At 70.4% G+C, this 22,635-nt stretch carries 18 protein-coding genes and 1 rRNA gene; 8 read left to right on the top strand and 11 right to left on the bottom strand.

Features of this window, described 5'->3' with window-relative positions:
• Positions 1-101 precede the first annotated feature (101 nt).
• Entirely contained in the window at positions 102-779 is a 678-nt protein-coding gene (locus AB0D27_RS15995) for an HAD family hydrolase (RefSeq protein WP_362508000.1), read from the bottom strand.
• Between the two features lie 89 nt (positions 780-868).
• The gene (locus tag AB0D27_RS15990) at positions 869-1,402 is read right to left on the bottom strand and encodes a hypothetical protein (protein WP_362507997.1); all 534 of its coding nucleotides are present in this window, start codon (positions 1,400-1,402) and stop codon (positions 869-871) included.
• A 321-nt stretch (positions 1,403-1,723) separates the two neighbouring features.
• Here AB0D27_RS15990 and AB0D27_RS15985 point away from each other — a divergent pair, with 321 nt between their 5' ends.
• A complete protein-coding gene (locus tag AB0D27_RS15985; protein ID WP_362507994.1) occupies positions 1,724-2,611 on the top strand; it encodes an Rv3235 family protein in 888 nt (295 codons plus the stop codon).
• A 294-nt stretch (positions 2,612-2,905) separates the two neighbouring features.
• On the opposite strand, the gene secA is transcribed toward AB0D27_RS15985, so the two are convergent.
• On the bottom strand, positions 2,906-5,713 hold the full coding sequence (secA, locus tag AB0D27_RS15980; protein WP_362507991.1) for a preprotein translocase subunit SecA: 2,808 nt from the start codon (positions 5,711-5,713) through the stop codon (positions 2,906-2,908).
• Between the two features lie 244 nt (positions 5,714-5,957).
• On the opposite strand from secA, the gene AB0D27_RS15975 reads away from it, so the two are divergent.
• Positions 5,958-6,575, top strand: a complete 618-nt coding sequence (locus AB0D27_RS15975; RefSeq protein ID WP_362507988.1) for a GNAT family N-acetyltransferase — start codon at positions 5,958-5,960, stop codon at positions 6,573-6,575.
• Between the two features lie 179 nt (positions 6,576-6,754).
• On the top strand, positions 6,755-7,930 hold the full coding sequence (locus AB0D27_RS15970; protein ID WP_362507985.1) for a crosslink repair DNA glycosylase YcaQ family protein: 1,176 nt from the start codon (positions 6,755-6,757) through the stop codon (positions 7,928-7,930).
• Between the two features lie 48 nt (positions 7,931-7,978).
• Here AB0D27_RS15970 and AB0D27_RS15965 read toward each other — a convergent pair whose 3' ends face one another.
• The 7 genes from AB0D27_RS15965 to mtnA all read right to left on the bottom strand — a co-directional run bounded on the left by AB0D27_RS15965 (position 7,979) and on the right by mtnA (position 16,708).
• Complete coding sequence (locus tag AB0D27_RS15965) at positions 7,979-8,725, bottom strand: response regulator transcription factor (RefSeq protein ID WP_362507982.1); 747 nt, start codon at positions 8,723-8,725, stop codon at positions 7,979-7,981.
• A 205-nt stretch (positions 8,726-8,930) separates the two neighbouring features.
• Positions 8,931-9,656, bottom strand: a complete 726-nt coding sequence (raiA, locus tag AB0D27_RS15960; protein ID WP_362507979.1) for a ribosome-associated translation inhibitor RaiA — start codon at positions 9,654-9,656, stop codon at positions 8,931-8,933.
• Between the two features lie 282 nt (positions 9,657-9,938).
• A complete protein-coding gene (locus AB0D27_RS15955) occupies positions 9,939-10,835 on the bottom strand; it encodes a ComF family protein (RefSeq protein ID WP_362507976.1) in 897 nt (298 codons plus the stop codon).
• 121 nt (positions 10,836-10,956) lie between these two features.
• Positions 10,957-12,804 (bottom strand): LpqB family beta-propeller domain-containing protein, encoded by a 1,848-nt coding sequence (locus AB0D27_RS15950; protein WP_362507973.1) that lies wholly within the window; start codon positions 12,802-12,804, stop codon positions 10,957-10,959.
• Complete coding sequence (gene mtrB / locus AB0D27_RS15945; RefSeq protein WP_362507970.1) at positions 12,794-14,863, bottom strand: MtrAB system histidine kinase MtrB; 2,070 nt, start codon at positions 14,861-14,863, stop codon at positions 12,794-12,796. The genes AB0D27_RS15950 and mtrB overlap by 11 nt, the downstream gene beginning before the upstream one ends.
• Before the next feature lies 1 nt (position 14,864).
• Positions 14,865-15,554: a two-component system response regulator MtrA gene (mtrA, locus tag AB0D27_RS15940; RefSeq protein ID WP_307620883.1), complete on the bottom strand. Its 690-nt coding sequence runs from the start codon at positions 15,552-15,554 to the stop codon at positions 14,865-14,867.
• Between the two features lie 8 nt (positions 15,555-15,562).
• The gene (mtnA, locus tag AB0D27_RS15935) at positions 15,563-16,708 is read right to left on the bottom strand and encodes an S-methyl-5-thioribose-1-phosphate isomerase (RefSeq protein ID WP_362507966.1); all 1,146 of its coding nucleotides are present in this window, start codon (positions 16,706-16,708) and stop codon (positions 15,563-15,565) included.
• A 141-nt stretch (positions 16,709-16,849) separates the two neighbouring features.
• On the opposite strand from mtnA, the gene AB0D27_RS15930 reads away from it, so the two are divergent.
• Genes AB0D27_RS15930 through AB0D27_RS15910 form a run of 5 tightly spaced genes read left to right on the top strand, consistent with a single transcriptional unit; the run spans position 16,850 to position 22,463 of the window.
• Positions 16,850-18,205: a hypothetical protein gene (locus AB0D27_RS15930; RefSeq protein ID WP_362507963.1), complete on the top strand. Its 1,356-nt coding sequence runs from the start codon at positions 16,850-16,852 to the stop codon at positions 18,203-18,205.
• A 37-nt stretch (positions 18,206-18,242) separates the two neighbouring features.
• Entirely contained in the window at positions 18,243-18,956 is a 714-nt protein-coding gene (locus tag AB0D27_RS15925; RefSeq protein ID WP_362507960.1) for a DUF4129 domain-containing protein, read from the top strand.
• Entirely contained in the window at positions 18,953-20,164 is a 1,212-nt protein-coding gene (locus tag AB0D27_RS15920; RefSeq protein ID WP_362507957.1) for a DUF4350 domain-containing protein, read from the top strand. Before AB0D27_RS15925 ends, AB0D27_RS15920 begins: the two co-directional genes overlap by 4 nt.
• Entirely contained in the window at positions 20,164-21,153 is a 990-nt protein-coding gene (locus AB0D27_RS15915) for a MoxR family ATPase (RefSeq protein ID WP_362508194.1), read from the top strand. Before AB0D27_RS15920 ends, AB0D27_RS15915 begins: the two co-directional genes overlap by 1 nt.
• Positions 21,153-22,463, top strand: a complete 1,311-nt coding sequence (locus AB0D27_RS15910; protein ID WP_362507955.1) for a DUF58 domain-containing protein — start codon at positions 21,153-21,155, stop codon at positions 22,461-22,463. The genes AB0D27_RS15915 and AB0D27_RS15910 overlap by 1 nt, the downstream gene beginning before the upstream one ends.
• A 77-nt stretch (positions 22,464-22,540) precedes the next feature.
• Here AB0D27_RS15910 and rrf read toward each other — a convergent pair.
• Positions 22,541-22,635: ribosomal RNA gene (gene rrf, locus AB0D27_RS15905) — 5S ribosomal RNA — on the bottom strand; the annotation flags it as partial.

Below are 22,635 nucleotides of genomic sequence, written 5' to 3'. Positions count from 1 at the left end.
CGACAGCCAGGGTCACGCCGGTCAGGCCCCGGTCAGGCCGCTGGCCAGGGTCACGCCGGTCAGGGGCACGCCGGTCACGCCGGTCAGGCCGCCGGCCAAGGTCACGCCGCCAGCCGCTCGGCCTCCTCGACCGCCTCCTCGAGGCTGTCCACCACGGGCACACCCACCTGCTCCAGGCTGGCGCGGCTGTGGGAACCGCCGGTGTAGAGGACCGCCCGCGCACCCACATGCCGGGCGGCGAGCGCGTCGTCGGCGGCGTCTCCGATCACGACCACCCGGGACGGCTTCACGCCGGTGAACGCCCCCGCCAGCGCGTCCACGTGCCGCACCATGTGCTCGGCCTTGCTGCCGCCGGAGGGCCCGGTCCGCCCGTCGACGCGTATGAAGTGCGGCTCGATCCCGAACCCGCGGACCAGCGGGACGAGTTCGTCATGCCCGTACATGCTCAGGATCGACTGACTGCGCCCCGCCGAGCCCCACTCGGCGAGCAGCGCGGGCACGCCGTCCGTGAGCGCGCACGCCGTGCGGTGCTCCGCGTAGTACCGATGGAAGGTCTCGTCCATGACCTGCCACTCGGCATCCGTGGGCAGCCGCCCCATCAACCGCTCGTAGAACTTCGGCACCGGCACGCAGTACAGCGCTCGGTACCGCTCCAGCGTCAGCGGCTCCAGCCCCAATTCGGCGAACGCCGCGTTCGTCGCCCCGATGATCGCGTCATTGTCGTGGAACAGCGTGCCGTTCCAGTCCCAGACAATGTGCGCAGCTCCGTGCTTCCCCATACCGAGAACGTACCCGCCGCCACTGACAACGCCCCACAGCCGGACGTACGGGCCGCGCGCGCCGGAGGCGGCGGGCAACCGTCAGCCCCTCACTCCTCGACGTCCCCGAGGTCCCCGAGTCCCACCAGGTTGGCGATCTCCTGCGTGGCGAACCACAGCAGCTCGTGGTCCTCGGCCCCGTCGACGATGAACTGGGCGTCGTCGTCCCCGACGTCCGCCGCGCCGAGCGCCTCCGCCGCCGCGGCGACATCCGCCTCGGCGTCGGCCGAGTCGACGTGCACGGCGGCCGCCTTGGCCAGTGGCACGGTCTGGGAGACCCGCACCTCACCGAGCGCCGAGGGATCGAGCCCCCGGTCGGGATCGGCGACCGCGGCCCGGTCCGGCACGTCGACCGCGACGACGACCCTGCGCCGCACGGCCCCCGGGTCGACCGCGAGCAGCCGCAGCGAGGCCAGCGCGGCCCGGCTCAGCGCCGCGTACTCGAGTTCCTCGATGTCGTCGGACAAGTACCACTCACGCAACGCGGGCGTGACGGCGTACGCGACGACTGGTCCCCCCTGCAGCTCTCCCGTCTTGTACGCCTCGGCGAGACCGGAGAGGGTCAGGGGGACGTAGACGCGCATGGCTGGCCACTTTCGTAGTCGGAGAGCTCCGAGAAGGGTGGTTCCGCACCTCCCGGGAGGGCCTTCAGGATACGTGCGGGCGTCCCCTTTCGAGTCCCCGGCCGCACCCCCCGCGGCGTCCACTCCACGCCCCGGATTCACCCGCTACCCCCTTGCCCGCCGAGGCATCCACCCCTCCGGATCACCCTGATAGGTGAACTTCCCGGCCGCCCCGACGCACCCGCGGTGTCCTTGCGGAGGCCCGCTCCCGCCTCGTACAAGATCCCCAACACGAAAGTTACCGCCCGGTATCCATCGGGCCCCAGCGAGCGGGGACGACGTATGAACAAGGTGATGACCAGGACGACGCGCCACCCGGGCAGCCGCCCGCCCGGCCGCCAGGACACCCGCCGTCCCGGCGGCACACCGCCCCGCGCCCCGGGCGCGGGCGCACCCCGCAGGACCCCGGGCGGCAGCCCACCGTCGACGCCCCCGTCCACGCCACCCGGCACGGGCACCGCCCGCCCGACACCGACCGGCGCTCGCCCGCCGGCGACACCAACCGGCTCTCGCCCGCCCACGGAGCCGACAGGAACCCACACGCGCACGAGGCCAGCCGGAACCCAGCCGGCCACGACACAGACCGGAACCCAGCCAGCCACAACGCAGACCGGAACCCGCCCGCTCACGACGCAGCCCGGAACTCACCCGCCCACGGCGCCAACGCGAACCCGCCGACCGGCAGCGCCGGCCGCCCCCCTCTCCCGCCCCGTCGCCGTCCCCGCCCCCACCCCACGGACGGTCCCTGCTCGAAGGGTCCCGCCGACAGCACCAGCCGGAACCACGCCCCTCAAGGCCCCCTCCGAGGCCCCCCGCAGGCCTGCTCCCCAGCCCCGCCCCACCGACCTCTTCGCGGACCTCCTGCTGGCCGTACTGAGCGGCCAGCGCCCCGTCCACTGCATGCTGCGCCACACCGCGGGCCGTGCGTACGACGAACTCGCCTGGCTCGCCGAGCGCGGCCCCCTGCGCGCTCGCGGCACCCGGCCGGTCGTCCGCGATATCGGCTACGACATCCCGCGACCCGGCGCGATCGAGGCCTTCGCCCGTATCGGCGCCGGTGACCAGCTCCGCGCCATGGCCTTCCGCCTGGAGCAGGGCCCCGACCACCGCTGGCGCTGCACCGCGGTAGAACTGGGCGGCCCCCGCATGCCGCGCCCGGCCAACGACTGAGCCCCACACCACCCGAGCAACGCACGGAACCGCACAACCCGAAGCACCGGCCAACGCGAAACGCGAGGCCGCCCGGCGAAGGACCGGACAACCCGACACACGAAGCCGCCCGGCAAACGACCGGACAACCCGACACACGAAGCCGCCCGGCAAACGACCGGACAACCCGACACACGAAGCCGCCCGGCAAACGACCGGACAACCCGACAACACGAAGGACCGGACAACGCGAAGGGGCCGGGCACCCAAGGTGCCCGGCCCCATCCACGCGCTAGCTACGCCGCGCAGCGACCGTCACTTCTTGCGCCGACGCGCGCCCTTCTGCTGCTTGCGGCGCTCCGCGCGCGTGAGGCCGTCCGCCTCGGAGCGCACGGGCTCTTCGTCGCTGGTGAAGTCGCCCTCGACGATGCCGCCCTCGCCGTCCACGGTCGGCGCGGAGAAGTGCAGCCGGTCCGGCCGCTGCGGGGCGTCGAGCCCCTTGGCGCGGATCTCCGGACGCGCGCCCGCGGGGACCACGTCCTCCTTGTCGAGGGAAGGCGCGGCGTCCTCGACCGGAACCTCCTCGACTTGCTGCTCGACCTGGACCTCCAGGTTGAACAGGTAGCCGACGGACTCCTCCTTGATGCCGTCCATCATGGCGCCGAACATGTCGAAGCCCTCGCGCTGGTACTCGACCAGCGGGTCCTTCTGCGCCATCGCGCGCAGGCCAATGCCCTCCTGGAGGTAGTCCATCTCGTAGAGGTGCTCGCGCCACTTGCGGTCCAGGACCGACAGCACGACCCGGCGCTCCAGCTCGCGCATGATCTCGGAGCCGAGCTGCCCCTCACGGGCCTCGTACTGCTCGTGGATGTCGTCCTTGATGGACTCGGAGATGAACTCGGCGGTCAGACCGGCACGGTCACCGGCCGCCTCCTCCAGCTCGTCGACGGTGACCTTCACCGGGTAGAGCTGCTTGAAGGCACCCCACAGCCGGTCGAGGTCCCACTCCTCGGCGAAGCCCTCGGCGGTCTCGGCAGCGATGTACGCGTCGATGGTGTCGTCCATGAAGTGCTGGATCTGCTCCTGCAGGTCCTCGCCCTCCAGGACACGGCGGCGCTCGCCGTAGATGACCTCGCGCTGCCGGTTGAGGACCTCGTCGTACTTCAGGACGTTCTTACGGGTCTCGAAGTTCTGCTGCTCGACCTGCGACTGAGCGGACGCGATCGCGCGCGTGACCATCTTGTTCTCGATCGGCACGTCGTCGGGCACGTTAGCCATCGACATCACACGCTCGACCATCTGGGCCTTGAAGAGGCGCATCAGGTCGTCGCCCAGCGACAGGTAGAAGCGGGACTCGCCCGGGTCGCCCTGACGGCCGGAGCGACCGCGCAGCTGGTTGTCGATACGACGGGACTCGTGCCGCTCGGTGCCGAGGACGTAGAGCCCGCCGAGCTCCTTGACCTCCTCGAACTCCGCCTTGACCGCCTTTTCGGCCCTCTCCAGGGCGGCGGGCAGCGCGGCGGCCCACTCCTCGATGTGGTCTTCGGGGTCGAGGCCGCGCTGGCGCAGCTCCGCCTCGGCGAGGTCGTCGGGGTTGCCGCCGAGCTTGATGTCCGTACCACGGCCGGCCATATTCGTGGCCACGGTCACGGCGCCCTTGCGGCCGGCCTGGGCGATGATCGGAGCCTCGCGGTCGTGCTGCTTGGCGTTCAGCACTTCGTGCTGGATGCCGCGCTTGGAGAGCTGCTGCGAGAGGTATTCGGACTTCTCGACCGACGTCGTACCGACGAGGATCGGCTGGCCCTTCTCGTGCTTCTCGGCGATGTCGTCGACCACCGCGTCGAACTTGGCGACCTCGGTGCGGTAGATCAGGTCCGACTGGTCCTTGCGGACCATGGGCCGGTTGGTCGGGATCGGGACGACGCCGAGCTTGTAGATCTGGTGGAACTCGGCGGCCTCGGTCATCGCCGTACCGGTCATGCCGGAGAGCTTGCCGTAGAGGCGGAAGAAGTTCTGCAGGGTGATCGTGGCGAGCGTCTGGTTCTCGTCCTTGATGTCCACCCCTTCCTTCGCCTCGATCGCCTGGTGCATGCCCTCGTTGTAGCGGCGGCCGGCGAGGATACGGCCGGTGTGCTCGTCGACGATCATGACTTCGCCGTCGATGACGACGTAGTCCTTGTCCTTCTTGAAGAGTTCCTTGGCCTTGATGGCGTTGTTCAGGTATCCGACGAGCGGGGTGTTCACCGACTCGTACAGGTTGTCGATACCCAGCCAGTCCTCGACCTTGGAGACGCCGGACTCGTGGATGGCGACGGTGCGCTTCTTCTCGTCGACCTCGTAGTCCCCGGTCTCCTCGATGCCCTTGAGGGAGTTGCCGGCCTCGCCCTTCTTGAGGCGGGTGACCAGCTTGGCGAAGTCGCCGTACCACTTGGTGGCCTGGTCGGCCGGGCCGGAGATGATCAGCGGCGTACGGGCCTCGTCGACGAGGATGGAGTCGACCTCGTCGACGATCGCGAAGCTGTGGCCGCGCTGCACCAGTTCGTCCTGCGACCACGCCATGTTGTCGCGCAGGTAGTCGAAGCCGAACTCGTTGTTCGTGCCGTACGTGATGTCGCACGCGTACTGCTCGCGGCGCTGGGCCGGCGTCATGTTGGCGAGGATGCAGCCGACGCTCAGCCCGAGGAACTTGTGGACGCGGCCCATCATTTCGGAGTCGCGCTCGGCCAGGTAGTCGTTGACCGTGATGAGGTGAACGCCGTCTCCGGAGAGGGCGTTCAGATACGCGGGCAGGGTGCCGACGAGCGTCTTGCCCTCACCGGTCTTCATCTCGGCGACATAGCCGAGGTGGAGGGCGGCGCCGCCCATCATCTGCACGTCGTAGTGACGCTGGCCCAGCACGCGCTTGGCCGCCTCACGGACAGTCGCGAACGCCTCGGGCAGCAGGTCGTCGAGGCTTTCGCCGTCGGCGTACCGCTGCTTGTACTCATCGGTGAGGGCCCTCAGCTCGGCGTCGGAGAGGTCGACGAAGTCCTCTTCGATGGAGTTGACCTGGTCCGCGATGCGGTGCAGCTTGCGCAGGATCTTGCCTTCGCCTGCACGCATGATCTTCGAGAGGACGGACACGGGGGTTTGTCTCCTTGCCGGTCGGGCCTGGGACGGTCGGTTTCAATGACAGTTTCAAATCACAGCTTGAGCAACGGCCATCGTAAGCGAGGACCACACCGCGCCGGGAGGTCTGCCCGTGACAGCCACTAGGACAACGGACAGGGGTTGCTGAAGGTGCCGCGTTCGCGTCGCGAAAAGTAACGAACCCCTCACTCAGCGCGAAGGAATGGCATCCTTCCGGTTGTCCGAGCAGAATCGGCCGATGGACCCCGCCACCCTGACCACCGAGCGCCTTGTCCTGCGCACCGTGGGCCCGCACGACGCAGACGCCGTGTACGAGGCCGCCCAGGACCCCGACATCCAGCGCTGGATCTCCCAGTTCCCCTCGCCCTACCTCCGCGAGCACGCCCAGGGTTTCACGGAACAGCTGGTGCCCGACGGCTGGGCGGACGGCTCCATGTTCACCTTCGGCGTCTTTCTCCCCTCCGGGGAGCTGGTGGGCATGCTCGGCCTCACCATGCGCTCCCTGGGCGTCGCCGAGGTCGGCTTCTGGGCGACGAAGGAGCACCGCGGCAACGGCTACATCACCGAAGCCACCGCCGCCGCCTCCCGCTGGGCCTTCACCGACCTCTCCATCGACCGCGTCGAATGGCGTGCCGAAGTGGGCAACACCGGTTCCCGCGCCGTCGCCGAACGCGCCGGCTTCACCATCGAAGGCACCCTCCGCTCCGCCATCAACAACAAGGGCGTACGCCGAGACTGCTGGCTGGGTTCCCTGCTCCCGTCAGACCTGGGCCTGCCGTCAACGGCCCCGTACCTGCCTGCCAGCCCGTCGTGGGGGTCCCCCCGCTCGAGCGAAGCCGAGAGTGGGGGAGTTTGAGGACGAGCGCGAAGCGCAACAAGGGGGCCTGGGGCGCAGCCCAGGTACGCGACGGGTAGGGGCGGCAGGGCCGAACCCCCTCCCTTCCCCGCACCGGCGCCGGGCACCCGTACAGCGGGCGCACACCTCTGCCAGGCCCCCACCCCCCGTTGTCAGTGCCACCGCCTATCGTGCGGAACATGACGAGCATCCCGCGTCCCACCACCGCCCTCTCCGCAGACGAAGGCCGCCGCATCGCCCTCCGGGCCCAGGGCTTCCTGGGCGCCCCGGACCGCAGGGCCGGCGTCCGCGGAGTCCTGCGACACCTCGGCGCGATCCAGCTCGACACCATCTCCGTCCTCGCCCGCTCCCATGAACTCATCCCGTACGCCCGCCTCGGCGCCGTAGGCCGCAAAACCGTGGATAGCGCCTACTGGAACGACACGCACGCCTTCGAGTACTGGTCCCACGCGGCCTGCATCCTCCCCGTGGAGGAGTGGCCCCACTTCGCCTTCCGCCGCCGCGCCTACCGCGCCCGCCCGCACTGGAACCACGCCCTGCCGGACGGCACCTACGACCAGGTCATCAAACAGCTCCACACCGAAGGCCCCCTCACGGCCACGGAGTTGGGCGGCGCGAAGAAGACCAGCGAGTGGTGGGACTGGTCGGGCACCAAGGTCGCCGTCGAGCGCGCGCTGATGTACGGCGAGGTGGTGTGCACGCGGCGCCGCGGCTGGAAGCGGGTGTACGACCTCGCGGAGCGCGCCATCCCGGACACGCTGCTGCACGACGAACTGGACGACACGGAGTGCCTGCGCCGCCTGGTCCGCCTCGCGGGCCAGTCCCTGGGCGTGGGCACGCGCGCCGACATCGCCGACTACCACCGCCTCAGGGGCGAGCAGGTCGACGCGGTGATCGCGGACTCGGGCCTTGTCCCGGTGACGGTGGAGGGCTGGGGCAAGCCCGCGTGGGCCGACCCGGCGGCCCTGGAGACGGTCCCGCGCGGCCGCCACCGTACGACGCTGCTGTCCCCGTTCGACTCCCTCATCTGGGAACGCGCCCGCACGGAACGGATCTTCGGCTTCACGCACCGCCTGGAGGCCTACACACCCAAGCCCAAGCGGATCTACGGCTACTTCGCCATGCCGGTTCTCGCCGGCGGCCATCTCGTCGGCCGTGTGGACCCCGCCCGCGAGGGCCGCACCCTGGTCGCCAAGCAGGTCACCCTGGACGGCCCCAAGGCTGTCCCCGCGGTGGCCCAGGCCCTGGTCGAGGCCGCGAGCTGGGTGGACTGCACGGACGTACGGGTGGAGCGGGTGGACGCGGCGGAACTGCGGGAACCACTTGCCCTGGAGCTGTCCCGCGCCCTCGGGTGACCACGGCGCGGGCCGGTCGGGCGCGGACCTGTCAGGCCGGCGACAGGGCTAGCGGATCTCGAGGATCTTCTCCCGCATCGCGTACACCACGGCCTCCATCCTGGAGTGCAGTTGCAGCTTCTCCAGGATGTTGCGTACGTGGTTCTTCACCGTGTTCTCGGAGATGAACAACTCCTTGGCGATGTCCCGGTTGTTCATGCCGGTCGCGACGAGCTTGAGAACCTCCAGCTCACGATCGGTCAACCGCGGCGCGGGCACCAGCCGACGCTCATCGGTCCGCTGGATCATCGACTTGAACTCGGTGAGGAGTTTCGACGCCATCGAGGGGCTGATCTGCGACTGTCCGTCGGCCACCGCGCGAATGGCCGTGGCCACCTCGTCCGTGGAGATCTCCTTGAGGAGATATCCGGTCGCGCCCGCCTTGATCGCGTCGTAGAGGTCGGCCTCCTCGTCGCTGATCGTCAGCATGATGATCTTCGCGCTGGGGGCCACCTCCTTGATGGAGGTGCACGCCTCGATGCCGCCCCGCTTCGGCATGCGTACGTCCATCAGCACGATGTCCGGCAGCAGGTCGGCCGCCTTGTCGACCGCCTCCGCGCCGTCACCCGCCTCGCCGACGACCTGGATGTCCTCCTCGGCCGCGAGCACGATCTCCAGACCGCGGCGGAAGAGGGCGTGGTCGTCCACGACGAGGACCCGGATGGGCTCCTTGCGTGGAGCGCCCGCGTCCGGGCCCATGCCGACAACGCCGTCGTCGGCATCCTCGTCACGCATCGGTCCGAAGCTGTCCGCCATCGTTCCTCCCCCTGAAGGCCGTGGCCTTGTTCCTGTGCCATCGCCAACCAAAGGCAACGGCCCACCGGTTGGGGCCGGTGCGGCCATGATTCCATGCCCGGACGACAGTGCGGTGACAGAGCGGGGTGCGAAGTGGTCGCACACCGGTGCCCCTGGGGGCGCACAGGGGCTCCAGGGGCACCGGCTCAGCTGTCACCGGGGAGGGTCAGCCGCCGAGCGCACCGCCCGGCGCGTCCGCTCCCGCCTGGGCGACCATCGGGTCGGTGCTGAGGTGGATGACGCCGTAGTCGTACGCGTGCCGACGGTAGACGACACTCGGTTCCTTCGTCTCGGAGTCGACGAACAGATAGAAGTCGTGCCCGACCAGCTCCATCTCGTAGAGCGCCTGGTCGAGCGTCATCGGAGCGGCCACGTGGGTCTTCTCGCGGACGACGAGGGGGCCTTCGCCCATCACCTCGAGGGAGCCGATCTTCTTGGTCGGCACACTGGTCGGCTCGTCCGCGGGGACGACACTCCCGCTCCCGTTCAGCGTCGCGGCTCCCGGGACGTGGTCGGCGACCTCGGCGGCTGAGAGCCTGCCGCTACCACGGCGGGTGTAGCGCTTGTCGTGCTGCTTGCGCAGCCGGGCTTCGAGTTTGTCCGCCGCCAGGTCGAGTGCTGCATACGGATCACTTGCCGCCGCCTCCGCCCGGATCACCGGGCCGCGGGAGCGGAGCGTGATCTCCACTCGGTCGCACCGGTCGGCCTGTCGGGGGTTGGGCTCCTTGGACACCTCGACGTCGAGGCTGATCACCTTGCCATCGAGCTTCTGGATCTTCTCCAGCTTCAGCTTCTCGGCCACGTGCTTGCGGAACCGCTCGGGCACCTCGGTCTTGCGGCCCTTGACGACGATGTCCACGCAGAACTCCGTTCCCGGATAGCTCCGCTCCACTGGCGGAGCATCTCCCTTTTGCACCAGGCTCCGGTGAGCCCCGGAACCTCGGACTTGGTGACTGTCACCTCCTCCTCCCCCATGGGCAAGATCTCCACCCCACCGATGCGGGTGATTGCCGAAAACCCGCGTCACGGCATTCGCCTTTGCGAGGCATGACCTGCGCCATTGCCTCACAACCGAACATATCTCGCCCGGACGGATGTCGTCACCCTCTACTGCGACGTACCTCCGTTCAGGTGAATTGACCCTCTCATTACCTGCAACGATGCAAGTTCTCGGTCAGTTCCGGTTTATTTCGAAGGAGTCCGGCGGCGCAGCGACCACGGCCGCGCAGATCATGTCGCCACTCGTGCCTCCGGCTTGGCCCATACCCGCCATTCGCCCCACCACTACTGTCGGATCCGTTCCCTTCACGCTCGCTTCCGCCGCCCGCACGGCCCGCGCCGCCTCCGTCAAAGAGGCGCCCGTCGTCATCAGGTCGTCCACGAGCACGACCCGTCCGCCGTCCGCCAGCAGCCGCACTCCCCCGGCGACCACCTCCAGGGCGCCCGCGAGATTGTCCAGCCGCTGGCGGGAGTTGAGCCCCGACTGGTCGGCCACGGCACGCCGCTGCCGCAGCACGCAGAGCACCCGGGCCGGCGTCCCCGTCCGCCGCAGCTCACCGGCCGCCGCGAGCGCGATCCGCCGCGCCGGATCATGGCCCCGCGCCCGCACGGCCCGCCGCGAGGACGGCACGGGAACGAGCAGCACCGGCCCCCTGACGGCATCGCCGACGTCATCCACCTGCGTCCGACCTCCCCTCGCGGCCCACAGTTGCCCCTTCCCAAGCTTCAGCCGGTCCTCGGGAGCCGTGAGACTCCCGACCGGACCAGGACGTCGTACGGACCCGAGCCCCGCCCGCACAGCCCCCGCCAGGGCCACGCCGAGAGGCCCCGCCAAGGTCAGCGCGCCGCGTTCCTTGTGGGCGAGGAGCACGGCCCGCACCTCGTCCTCGTAGGCAGCCGCCGCGTGCACCACCGGCAGCCCAGGCGGCTCCGGCACCGATCGCACCCGGCACGGTGCGGCCCCACTCAGGGCGGCACGGCACTCAGGGCAGAGCACCGTACGAGGCCTGCCGCAGCCTCCGCACTCGGCCGGCAGCACCAGATCCGTGAGGTCCTGCCACCACCCCCGCATGCCCACCACTGTGCCCACACAGGAGCCGACAGGCCACCCCTGTGGATAACTCCCTGTGGACAACTGGACAACTCGCACAGCCGTCGTCCGCAGACGAAGGGCACGGGGAAAGCGGGCAGCCCTAGCCGGGATAAACCGGCGCCGTCCCGTCCTTGACCACCTTCTGCCACTGCTCCCCCGACGACAGCCGCACGATCCCGTCCTCCACCGAGTGCGCCACCAGCGGCAGCCGCTCGTCCTCGGACGCGGCGATCTCCTTCACGCCCGTCAGCGCGGACGGCGCGGCGCCCACCGGAGTGGAACCGTCGACCTGGACGTACCGCATCTGCTGGACGCCGCCCTGCTCGCGTCCGACCACCACGATCCGGCTGTCCCCGGCCCAGGACATGGCGGTGACCTCCTCCAGCTGGGGTGCCACGGAGCGCGGTTCGAGAATCGACACCCTGGTCGGCTCACCGGACTTGGTGTCCCGCTGGATGCGCCCGATCCGCAACGAGTTCTTGCCGTCCTTCTCGACGATCAGTGCGATCCGCACCCCGTCGGCGGCCACCCGTACCGCCTCGACGCGCCCGTCGAGAGTCGGTGCCTGGACCACCAGCGGATCGCCCGCGCCCTTCCGCAGCAGAAGCAGCCGGGGGTTCTTCGGATCCCGGTCGGCCACCCACAGGTCACCCTGCCCGTCCCAGCTGGGTGTCGTCAGCCGGTCTTCGGCCGTCTTGCCCTGACTGTGCAGCACCGCCTCGCCGAGCGAGCTGCCCGACACCAGCGACCCGACGTACAGCGAACTGCCGTCGGCGGACACCCCGGCCGCGCTGCTCTCGTCCCGCGACACCGCGGCCGCCCGCAGTTTCTTGTCGCCCTCGCCCAGCGCACCGGGCACCAGCTCGGGCTTCTTGTCACCGTTGCCGCTGGGCATCCGCACGAGCCGCCGACTGCTGTCGATGAAGTACTGGTACTCGGGGGGCTGCCCCATACCGCGCGCGGCGATGCCCTCGGCCTGGTTCTCGGTGAGCACGCACAGCTGCGAACCGTCCGACTTCTGCAGCTCCACCTCGTTCACTCCGGTGGGCGTCAGATCCTGGAGGGTGAACAGGAGTTGGGCCGCCATCTTGGTGCACTGGCCCTGCCCGACATGGTCGGCCTTCCGGTTCAGCGGCACCGTGACCCTGTTGCGGTCGTCGGGCGACAGCGACTTGACGCCCTTCTTGAGATCCGTGCCTGAGGGGAAGCTCGACCTGACCACCGGGTCCAGCCAGCGTGTGGGCCCCTTCAGGAGCGCGCGGACCATCTGCGTCATCGGGTCCACCTGCTCACGCACATACACCGGATCGGCGACGGTCCCCAACTGTCCGCCCGTGCCCGAGGGCACCTTCGACGCGTAGTAGTACTTGTTGACGGACACGTAGTTGCGCTGGAAGTCGGACTTGCCCATCACCACGCCCTGCGGCAGCCCGTCGATGCGCCACTGCTTACTGTCCTTCAGCTGCGTGAGATGCACCGTCCTGTTGTACGAGCCGGAGTCCGGCGCGTACGCGTGCTGCGCGTCCACCGTGGCGACCTTGGTGCCGCTCAGCCGGTACAAAGAGTTCTCGTCGGCGCTTTCCCTGGTCCCCGAGGGCACCGACTCGGGGTTCGGCGCGTCCGCGAGGACAATCGTGGAGCGGGACGGATCCCATGCCTTGCGGGCGCTGTCCGTCAGATACTTGCGCGCCGTCTCGTACTGCGGGTCGTCACTTGTCAGCGCCTCCAGGAAGCCCTGCACGATTTCCGCGGGCGGCGCGTCCTCACGCGGCGGCATGGCGAAGACGCGGACCTGCGAGTCCTGCCTCGGCGTCGACTCGACCCCACTCAGGTCCCCGCTGTCCGGCATCGAGGCGCACCCGGCCAGCAGCAGCGCGCCGCACGCGGCGTACGCCCCCACGCGCGCCGGGCGTCTACGGCCGCCGCTCCCCTCGCGGTCAGCGCCCACGAAATGCCTCCCCTTGTCCAAGCTGCTCCGGCTCCGCGCCGTCCCGCTCCCGCACGGTCCGCTCCTCACCCGCGGGCGCGTCGTCCGGCCGTCGCGCGCTCCCGGAGGGCCGCGGCACCACGCGCGCGCCGTTGCCCGGCAACGCCGTCGGATCGGCCGTGGGCGACACCCCGGCCACTCGGGGCCCCATGGGCCCCCGCGACGGCACGGTCCCGCCCGCCGGCTGCTGCACCGGCACCGTGGCGAGCTTGTCACTGCCGCCCTGCGGCAAACCGGCGTCATCAAGTCCACGATTACGCCGCGAGTCCTTCGGCTCCAGCGGTATGGGCGACCCCCTGAGCGGTTCGTCCGCCGTCCGCGGCAGCGTCAGCCGGAACTGCGAACCGCCGCCCGGCTCGCCCCACGCCTGAAGCCAGCCGCCGTGCAGCCGCGCGTCCTCCAGCGCGATGGACAGCCCGAGACCGGTACCGCCGGTGGTACGCGCGCGTGCCGGGTCCGCCCGCCAGAAACGGCTGAAGACCCTCGTCGCCTCGCCGGGCTTGAGCCCGACTCCGTAGTCCCGCACCGCGACCGCGACGGCACCGCCCGCGGAGGCGAGCTTGACCACCACATCCTTGCCCTCGCCGTGCTCGACGGCGTTGACGACGAGATTGCGCAGCACCCGCTCCACCCGCCGGGCATCCGCCTCGGCGACCACCGGCTGCTGGTCGCCGGCGACGCGTATGTGCGTGCCCTTGCGCTCGGCGAGCGGTTCGGCCCCGCTGACGACCCGTCGTACGACTTCCCTGAGGTCTATCGCCTCGGCCTCCAGCGCCGCCGCGCCCGCGTCGAACCTGCTGATCTCCAGCAGATCCGAGAGCAGCGACTCGAACCGGTCCAGCTGATCCGCCAGCAGCTCCGCGGACCGCGCGGTCACCGGATCGAAGTCCACGCGCGCGTCATGGATGACGTCGGCCGCCATCCGCACGGTCGTGAGCGGCGTACGCAGCTCGTGCGACACGTCGGACACGAACCGACGCTGCATGCGCGACAACTCCTCCAGCTGCTGGATCTTCAGCTGGAGGTTCTGCGCCATCTTGTTGAAGGCCTCGCCGAGTCGCGCGATGTCGTCCTCGCCGGTGACCTTCATACGTTCCTGCAGGCGCCCCGCGGACAGCCGCTCGGCGATTCCCGCGGCCATCCGCACGGGTGTCACGACCTGGCGCACCACCAGCCAGGCGATGGCCCCGAGCAGCACCACGACGAACAGCCCGGCCGTCGCCAGCGTCCCCTTGACCAGGCTCAGCGACTTCTCCTCCTGCGTCAGCGGGAAGAGGTAGTAGAGCTGATACGGATCTCCATTGGGATCGTTGACCTGCTTGCCGATGACCAGGGCCGGCTGCGACTCCTTGTCGTCCTTGTAGACGACACGGGTGTAGCTCTGGGCCGCCATCGTGCTGCTGTCCACGCGCGCCCGCAGGTCCTCCGGCACACTGACCGTCGGATCGACGTTGCCCGAGTAGCGCGGAGCGAGCCCGGCGCCGCCGTTGTCGGCCGCGGTGGAGCTGAGCGTGACCACGTCGAAGGCGCCCTGCCCACCGCTGGACAGGGACTCCACGAGGTCACCCATCCACTGGCTGACGTTCTTGGACTGACGGCCGTCCGCACTCGAGCCGTCCGCCCCGTTCGCCGTCGCCGCCGCGTCCGCCTTCTGCTTGGCCACCGAGAAGCCACCCGTGGCCTGGCTCTGTGACGCCTTCACCTTGGCGTCCAGGAGTCCGTTGCGCACCTGCCCGATGACGACGAAGCCGAGCAGCAGTACGACACCCAGCGACATCAGCAGCGTCGTGACGACGATCTTGAGCTGGATGTTGCGCCGCCACAGCCGCATCACGGGCAGCAGCGGACGGCGCACCCAGCGCATGAACAGCCGAAGGACCGGGCTGCCCTGGACTCCGCCCTGCAGCAGCCCGCCCTCCATGAACCGTCCCCAGCGGGAGCCCGTCACCTTCCGGCCGACAGGCCGCCCCGAACGGACCCCCGGCTCACCGGGCGCCGAAGCGGCACTGTCCCGGGACATGTCAGCTCGGTCCGGCCTTGTAACCGACACCACGGACGGTCACCACGATCTCCGGCCGCTCCGGGTCCTTCTCCACCTTGGAGCGCAGCCGCTGGACATGGACGTTGACCAGACGTGTGTCCGCCGCGTGCCGGTAGCCCCACACCTGCTCCAGCAGGACCTCACGGGTGAACACCTGCCACGGCTTGCGTGCCAGCGCCACCAGCAGATCGAACTCCAGCGGCGTCAGCGCGATCGACTGCCCGTCCCGCTTCACGGAGTGACCAGCCACATCGATGACGAGGTCGCCGATGGCCAGCTGCTCGGGCGTCGGCTCCTCCGAACGGCGCAGCCGCGCCCTGATCCGCGCCACCAGCTCCTTTGGCTTGAACGGCTTCACGATGTAGTCGTCCGCGCCCGACTCGAGGCCGACCACGACATCGACGGTGTCGCTCTTCGCCGTGAGCATCACGATCGGCACCCCGGACTCCGCCCTGATCAGGCGGCACACCTCGATACCGTCCCGGCCGGGCAGCATCAGGTCCAGGAGCACCAGATCGGGCTTGGTCTCACGGAAAGCGGCCAGCGCCTTGTCGCCGTCGGCTACGAAAGACGGCTCAAAACCTTCACCACGCAACACAATGCCGAGCATCTCGGCCAGTGCGGTGTCGTCATCGACGACAAGGACTCGTCCCTTCATAAACGACATCATCCCATTAACTAAATCGTTACCTGGCGTGACCTGTCACACAGCTCGGCAAGCGCCTCAGCTGTCACGGGCGATACGGCGCCCGCTTCGGTGACGATCGCCGTCACCAACTCGGGAGGCGTCACATCGAACGCCGGGTTGTACGCCTGGGTCCCCAGGGGTGCCACCGGTATTCCGCCTCCCGCTTCCACTCCCGCCACCGGCACCTGGGGCGCTGTGACCTCAGTCACTTCATGACCGCCGCGCTGCTCGACCTCGATGGACGCTCCGTCCGGGGTGTCCGGATCCACCGTCGTCCCTGGTGCCACCACGATGAACGGCACGTGGTGGTACCGGGCCAGCACCGCGAGCGGATAGCTCCCCACCTTGTTCGCCACCGAACCGTCGGCCGCGATCCGATCGGCCCCGATCAGCACCGCGTCCACTTCCCCGGCAGCGAACAGCGAGCCCGCCGCGCTGTCCGTGAGCAAGGTGTACGCCATCCCATTGCGCGCAGCCTCGTACGCCGTCAAGCGAGCACCTTGCAGCAACGGCCGCGTTTCGTCCACCCACAGCCGCCGCAGCCGCCCCGCCCGATGCGCCGCGAGGGCGACCGCGAACGCCGTGCCCTCCCCACCCGACACCAGCGCCCCGGTGTTGCAGTGCGTCAGAATCCGGTGCCCGCCGCCCGGCACCAGCTCCTCCAGCAGCGCGAGACCGTGCTCGGCCATCCGCACACTGGCCTCGGCGTCCTCCCGGTGCAGCGCCCGAGCCGCGGCCAGCGCCGCCGCAGCGGCCCGTTCCTCATCGCCGCCTCCGGCGAGCGCGGCACGGTAGGCCGCCTGCGCCCTGCGCACGCCGACAGCGAGGTTCACCGCGGTCGGCCGGGCGCCCGCCAGCGAGCCGGCGGCGTCCTCCACGTCGAAGCCGCGCGCGGCGGCGAGCGCGACGCCGTACGCCCCGGCGATGCCGAGCAGCGGCGCCCCGCGCACGGCGAGCCGCCGGATCGCCTCAACCAGCGCAGGCGCGTCGGTGCACACCAGCTCGACTTCCTCGGCCGGGAGCCTCGTCTGGTCGAGAAGGACCAGCACGGGACCTTCGGGGGGCTCGTCCCAGCGGATCGCGGGTATCTCCATCGGCCCGCTGTCCTCGCGGGATTGCGCGTACTGATCAGCCATCCGCCCAGTCTGCCCCGTACCCGGCGGGCAATTGAAGGTGTGCAGCCCATACGGCGGCCGGTCACTTGACGGGCACACCGTGGCACGATGGCTGCCAAGCTGCCGCCGCGCCCCGCGGACGGGCATCGTGAAGGAGCGACGATGAAAGACACTCCGGGCTGGGCCTCGCCCGGATCCGCCCCCTCCGACGGGCAGGAGCCGGACTCCTCCGGCACCGCGCGGCCCACGGAGCAGCCCTCGGACCAAGGCGGCACGGACCAGCCGGAGCAGCCCTCGAAGTGGTCCAAGGAGCAGCCCCCACCCGGCCAGTGGTCCGCTCCGAGCCCACAGGCCCCGCGCCAGGCCCCGCCACCGCCTCCGCCCGGCCCGGGCTGGGGCGGCCGACCCCCGGCCGGCCCGGGAAGCCAGGAAGGCCGATACGGCGGCTGGGGAGGCCCCGGTCGCGGACACACCGGCCCCGGAGGCCCCGCCGGCTGGGGCGGCAACTGGGGCGGCCCGCCGCCCGCCGCCAAACCCGGCGTCATCCCGCTCCGCCCGCTCGGTGTCGGCGAGATTCTCGACGGCGCGGTCTCCACGATGCGCACGCACTGGCGTACGGTCCTCGGCATCTCGCTGACCGTCGCCGTCGTCACCCAGATCGCCGTCATCCTGCTCCAGGGCTTCGTCCTGGACGACAGCGCGAGCACGGACGCCCTCAACGACCCGAGCGCCACCGTCGGCGAGCTGAGCCGCGCCTTGGGCGACACCATGCTGAACTCCGGTGTCGTCCTGCTCATCACCCTGCTCGGCACCATCGTCGCGACGGCCCTGCTCACGACCGTCACCAGCCGCGCGGTGCTCGGCAAGCCGGTGACCACGGCCGAGGCCTGGCGGGATGCCCGGCCTCAGCTTCCGAAGCTGTTCGGCCTGACCTTCCTGCTGCCGCTCATCGCCGTCGTGGTCGTCGGCCTCGGCACATTGCCCGGCCTGCTCGCGGCGCTGGCCGGTGCCGGCGACGCGGGTGTCGCGCTCGCCGTCCTCGGCGGACTCGGCGCGGGCGTCGTCGCACTCTGGCTGATGATCCGCTTCTCGCTCGCCTCTCCCGCCCTGATGCTGGAGAAGCAAAGCATCCTGAAGTCGATGAGCCGCTCCGCGAAGCTCGTACGCGGCTCCTGGTGGCGGGTCTTCGGCATCCAACTGCTCGCCACGATCATCGCCAACATCGTGGCGTCGATCGTCGTGATCCCGTTCGCCTTCCTCGCCGGGGCCCTGAGCGGCGACGGCATCACCGGCTTCCTGAACAGTGGAACCGGCGACCTCGGCTGGACGTTCCTCATCGTCAGCGGCGTGGGCTCGGTGATCGGAGCCATGCTCACCTTCCCGATCACCGCGGGCGTCACCGTGCTCCTGTACATCGACCAGCGCATCCGCCGCGAGGCCCTCGACCTCGACCTGGCCCGCGCCGCCGGCGTCCAGGACTACGGCACCGGCGCCCCCGGCACCATTCCCGGGAGCTGATGCGGTGAGTCCAGCGGGGGGAGTTCTCACGGCGGTAGTGGCACTGCCGCGTACCGCCGCCACAGCCGTCCTCGCTCTGCCGCGCGGCGACGCACCACCGGTGACGACACCGCGCGACCCCGCGCGGGAGGCCGCCAAGCGCGAGCTGTCCAAGCGGATGTACCACGAGAACGACCCCGGCCTGCTCCAGCGCGCACTGAACGCCTTCTGGGACTGGGTCGACAAGCTGTTCAGCGCCGCCTCCGCCGCAACACCCGGCGGAACACTCGGACTTGTCGTCATCCTGCTGGCAATAGGGGCAGTCGTCGCCGCCCTGTGGTGGCGCCTGGGTACCCCGCGCCGCACTCCCACCTCGTCCGCCACGCTCTTCGACGACCGCCCCAAAAGCGCCGCCGAACACCGCGCGGCGGCCGAGGCACACGCCGCCCAGGGCCACTGGAACCAGGCCGTCCAGGAACGCATGCGCGCCATCGTGCGCTCCCTGGAAGAGCGCGCCCTTCTCGATCCGCGCCCCGGCCGCACAGCGGACGAGGCAGCCGCCGAAGCGAGCCGTACACTGCCCTCCCGCGCGGACCGACTGCGCGCCGCTGCCCGGGACTTCGACGACATCACATACGGCGGCCGGGACGCCCACCCACGCGTATACCACCGCCTCGCCGAGCTCGACCGCGACCTGGAGCGCACCAAACCCGTCCTCGCGAACAGCGCGCAGAGCACGGCCCACAGCGCCCGCCAGGGGGCCGCCTCATGACGACCGAGGCGATCGAGAAGGCCCAGGCAGCCCCGCCGTCCACCTCGGCCTCGCCCACCGCCCGCCAACTGTGGACCCGCGCCCGAGGAGTCGTACTCGCCGTCGTGATCCTCCTGGTGGCCGCCATCGTGATCGCCGCGGTCCGCTCGGACGCCCAGCACGGCCGCCTCGATCCGCGCTCCGCCGATCCCTACGGCAGCCGCGCCGTCGCCGAACTCCTCGCCGACCGGGGCGTCTCCACGCGCGTGGTCACCACCCTGGACGAGGCCCGCGCGGCAGCCGGCCCCAACACCACTCTCCTGGTCGCCGCCCCCGACCTGCTGACCAAACACCAGCAGACGCTCTTTCACACGACGACAGAGAACTCTAACGGCCGTACGATCCTGATCTCCCCCGGATCGCCCTCCGTCGGCATCCTCGCCCCCGCGGTCACCGCCGACCCCGCGGTCAGCTTCGACTCGACGCTCTCCCCCAGCTGCGCCCTGGCCGCCGCCCGGCGAGCGGGCAGCGCGGACACGGGCGGGGTTCGGTACACCACCACCGACCTCGACGCCGACGCGTGCTACCCCAGCAACGGCCTGCCCACGCTCCTGCGCATCCCGGCGACCTCGGGGAGCGGCGACACCGTCGTACTCGGCGCCCCCGACATCCTCTACAACGACCGCCTCGACGAGCAGGGCAACGCCTCGCTCGGCCTTCAACTGCTCGGTTCCCGCTCCCACTTGGTCTGGTACCTCCCCTCACTCTCCGACGACTCGGCGACCAACGCGGGCGAGCAGAGCTTCTTCGACCTGCTCCCCTCGGGCTGGCTCTGGGGCACACTGCAACTCTTCATCGCGGCAGCCCTGGCCGCCCTGTGGCGAGCACGCCGACTGGGCCCCCTCGTGCCCGAACGACTCCCCGTGGCGATCCGCGCCTCCGAAACCGTCGAAGGCCGCGCCCGCCTCTACCGCAAGGCCAACGCCCGCGATCGTGCCGCGGCAGCTCTGCGCTCCGTCACCCGCACCCGCCTCGCCCCCCTCGTCGGCGTACCCCCTGCCCAGGCGCACGCACCCGAGGCCCTGCTCCCCTCCCTGTCCGCCCACCTCCAAGGCGACGGTCAGGCCCTGCACTCCATCCTCTTCGGGCCGCCGCCCCGCGACGACACGGCCCTCGTCTCCCTCGCCGACCAACTCGACGCCCTCGAAAGAGAGGTACGCCGTCCATGATGGACCCGACCACTGACAACGCCGGGTACGCCGGGGATCCGGGCACCGCCCGCTCCTCCCTGGAAGCCCTGCGCGCCGAGATCGCCAAAGCCGTGGTCGGCCAGGATCCCGCCGTGACCGGCCTCGTCGTCGCCCTCCTCTGCCGCGGACACGTTCTACTTGAAGGAGTCCCTGGAGTCGCCAAAACGTTGCTCGTCCGCGCGCTCGCATCCGCGCTGGAACTCGACACCAAGCGCGTCCAGTTCACCCCGGACCTGATGCCCAGCGACGTCACCGGCTCCCTGGTCTACGACGCCCGCACCGCCGAGTTCTCCTTCCAGCCCGGCCCTGTCTTCACCAACCTCCTCCTCGCCGACGAGATCAACCGCACCCCGCCGAAGACCCAGTCGTCCCTTCTCGAGGCGATGGAGGAACGTCAAGTCACCGTCGACGGCACCCCCCGCCTGCTCCCGGAACCCTTCCTGGTCGCCGCGACCCAGAACCCCGTCGAGTACGAGGGCACGTATCCCCTCCCGGAAGCCCAACTGGACCGCTTCCTTCTCAAACTGACGATCCCTCTGCCCTCCCGCGAGGACGAGGTCGACATCCTCACGCGCCATGCCGAGGGCTTCAATCCGCGCGACCTGCGCGCCGCCGGCGTACGCCCCGTAGCGGGCCCGGCCGACCTGGAAGCCGCCCGTGCCGCCGTCGCCAAGACAGCGGTCTCCCCCGAGATCACCGGCTACGTAGTGGACATCTGCCGCGCCACCCGCGAATCGCCGTCCCTCACCCTCGGCGTGTCACCCCGTGGCGCGACCGCGCTTCTCGCCACGGCACGCGCCTGGGCCTGGCTGACCGGCCGTGACTACGTCATCCCCGACGACGTGAAGGCACTGGCCCTCCCCACTCTCCGCCACCGGATCCAACTCCGCCCCGAGGCAGAGATGGAGGGCGTGACGGCCGACTCCGTCATCAACGCGATCCTCGCCCACGTCCCCGTCCCCCGCTGATGGCACTCACCGGACGCGCCGCCCTCCTCGCGGCCCTCGGCACACTCCCCGTCGGCATCTGGGACCCGAGCTGGACGGGCATCCTCGCCGTGAACGCGCCCCTGGCCCTGGCCTGCGCCTGCGACGCCGCCCTGGCGGCTCCCGTACGACGCCTCGGACTGACCCGCTCCGGCGACACTTCCGTACGCCTCGGCGAATCCGCCGACGTCACCCTGACCGTCACCAACCCGTCCGGGCGCCCTCTGCGCGCCCATCTACGCGACGCCTGGCCGCCGAGCAGCTGGGAACCCGGCACCGAGGTAGCCGCCTCCCGCCACAGCCTGACCGTCCCGGCCGGCGAACGCCGCCGTCTGACGACCCGCCTGCGCCCCACCCGCCGCGGTGACCGCCAGGCCGACCGTGTCACCATCCGCTCGTACGGCCCCCTCGGCCTCTTCTCCCGCCAGGGCAGCCACAACGTCCCCTGGGCGGTACGAGTGCTGCCGCCTTTCACCAGCCGAAAGCACCTCCCCTCCAAACTGGCCCGGCTCCGCGAACTCGACGGGCGCACCAGCGTCCTGACCCGCGGCGAGGGCACCGAATTCGACAGCCTCCGCGAATACGTCCCCGGCGACGACACCCGCTCCATCGACTGGCGCGCGACCGCCCGCCAAACCAAGGTCGCCGTCCGCACTTGGCGCCCCGAACGCGACCGCCACATCCTCCTGGTCCTCGATACGGGCCGCACCTCGGCAGGCCGCGTGGGCGACGCCCCACGCCTCGACGCCTCCATGGACGCGGCCCTGCTCCTCGCAGCACTCGCCTCCCGCGCCGGCGACCGGGTCGACCTCCTCGCCTACGACCGCCGAGTACGCGCCCTCGTCCAGGGCCGAGCGGCAGGCGAACTCCTCCCGTCCCTGGTCAACGCAATGGCCAGCCTGGAACCGGAACTCGTCGAGACCGACGCCCGCGGCCTCACCGCCACGGCACTTCGCACGGCCCCCCGCCGCTCCTTGATCGTGCTCCTCACGAGCCTCGACGCGGCCCCCATCGAGGAGGGCCTGCTTCCCGTCCTCGCCCGCCTCACCCAGCGGCATACGATCCTGGTCGCATCGGTCGCTGACCCGCGCATCGCCCGCATGGCGACGGCCCGCGGAAATACCGAGGCGGTGTACGAGGCAGCAGCCGCTGCGCAAGCCCAGGCGGAACGCCGTCGCACGGCCGAACAGCTCCAGCGTCACGGTGTCACTGTCGTGGACGCGACCCCGGATGACCTGGCGCCCGCGCTGGCGGACGCCTATCTGGCACTTAAGGCGGCCGGGCGCCTGTAAGGCGGTGATCGCGAGAAAATGACCCTAAACGCAGAAAACCCCCTTGCCGAATGGCAAGGGGGTTTTCTCTACAATTAGTTCGGCGGCGTCCTACTCTCCCACAGGGTCCCCCCTGCAGTACCATCGGCGCTGTGAGGCTTAGCTTCCGGGTTCGGAATGTAACCGGGCGTTT

It is taken from the genome of Streptomyces sp. NPDC048415, from assembly GCF_040651675.1.
Taxonomy (GTDB): Bacteria; Actinomycetota; Actinomycetes; order Streptomycetales; family Streptomycetaceae; genus Streptomyces.
This window is presented reverse-complemented; position numbering and strand designations above follow the sequence as displayed.

Excerpts from the sequence above, each read along its gene's own strand:
- AB0D27_RS15995 (WP_362508000.1), bottom strand. The coding sequence starts at position 779 with ATGGGGAAGCACGGAGCTGCGCACATTGTCTGGGACTGGAACGGCACG.
- AB0D27_RS15990 (WP_362507997.1), bottom strand. The coding sequence starts at position 1,402 with ATGCGCGTCTACGTCCCCCTGACCCTCTCCGGTCTCGCCGAGGCGTAC.
- AB0D27_RS15985 (WP_362507994.1), top strand. The coding sequence starts at position 1,724 with ATGAACAAGGTGATGACCAGGACGACGCGCCACCCGGGCAGCCGCCCG.
- AB0D27_RS15975 (WP_362507988.1), top strand. The coding sequence starts at position 5,958 with ATGGACCCCGCCACCCTGACCACCGAGCGCCTTGTCCTGCGCACCGTG.
- AB0D27_RS15970 (WP_362507985.1), top strand. The coding sequence starts at position 6,755 with ATGACGAGCATCCCGCGTCCCACCACCGCCCTCTCCGCAGACGAAGGC.
- AB0D27_RS15965 (WP_362507982.1), bottom strand. The coding sequence starts at position 8,725 with ATGGCGGACAGCTTCGGACCGATGCGTGACGAGGATGCCGACGACGGC.
- AB0D27_RS15955 (WP_362507976.1), bottom strand. The coding sequence starts at position 10,835 with ATGCGGGGGTGGTGGCAGGACCTCACGGATCTGGTGCTGCCGGCCGAG.
- mtrB (WP_362507970.1), bottom strand. The coding sequence starts at position 14,863 with ATGTCCCGGGACAGTGCCGCTTCGGCGCCCGGTGAGCCGGGGGTCCGT.
- mtrA (WP_307620883.1), bottom strand. The coding sequence starts at position 15,554 with ATGATGTCGTTTATGAAGGGACGAGTCCTTGTCGTCGATGACGACACC.
- mtnA (WP_362507966.1), bottom strand. The coding sequence starts at position 16,708 with ATGGCTGATCAGTACGCGCAATCCCGCGAGGACAGCGGGCCGATGGAG.
- AB0D27_RS15930 (WP_362507963.1), top strand. The coding sequence starts at position 16,850 with ATGAAAGACACTCCGGGCTGGGCCTCGCCCGGATCCGCCCCCTCCGAC.
- AB0D27_RS15920 (WP_362507957.1), top strand. The coding sequence starts at position 18,953 with ATGACGACCGAGGCGATCGAGAAGGCCCAGGCAGCCCCGCCGTCCACC.
- AB0D27_RS15915 (WP_362508194.1), top strand. The coding sequence starts at position 20,164 with ATGGACCCGACCACTGACAACGCCGGGTACGCCGGGGATCCGGGCACC.
- AB0D27_RS15910 (WP_362507955.1), top strand. The coding sequence starts at position 21,153 with ATGGCACTCACCGGACGCGCCGCCCTCCTCGCGGCCCTCGGCACACTC.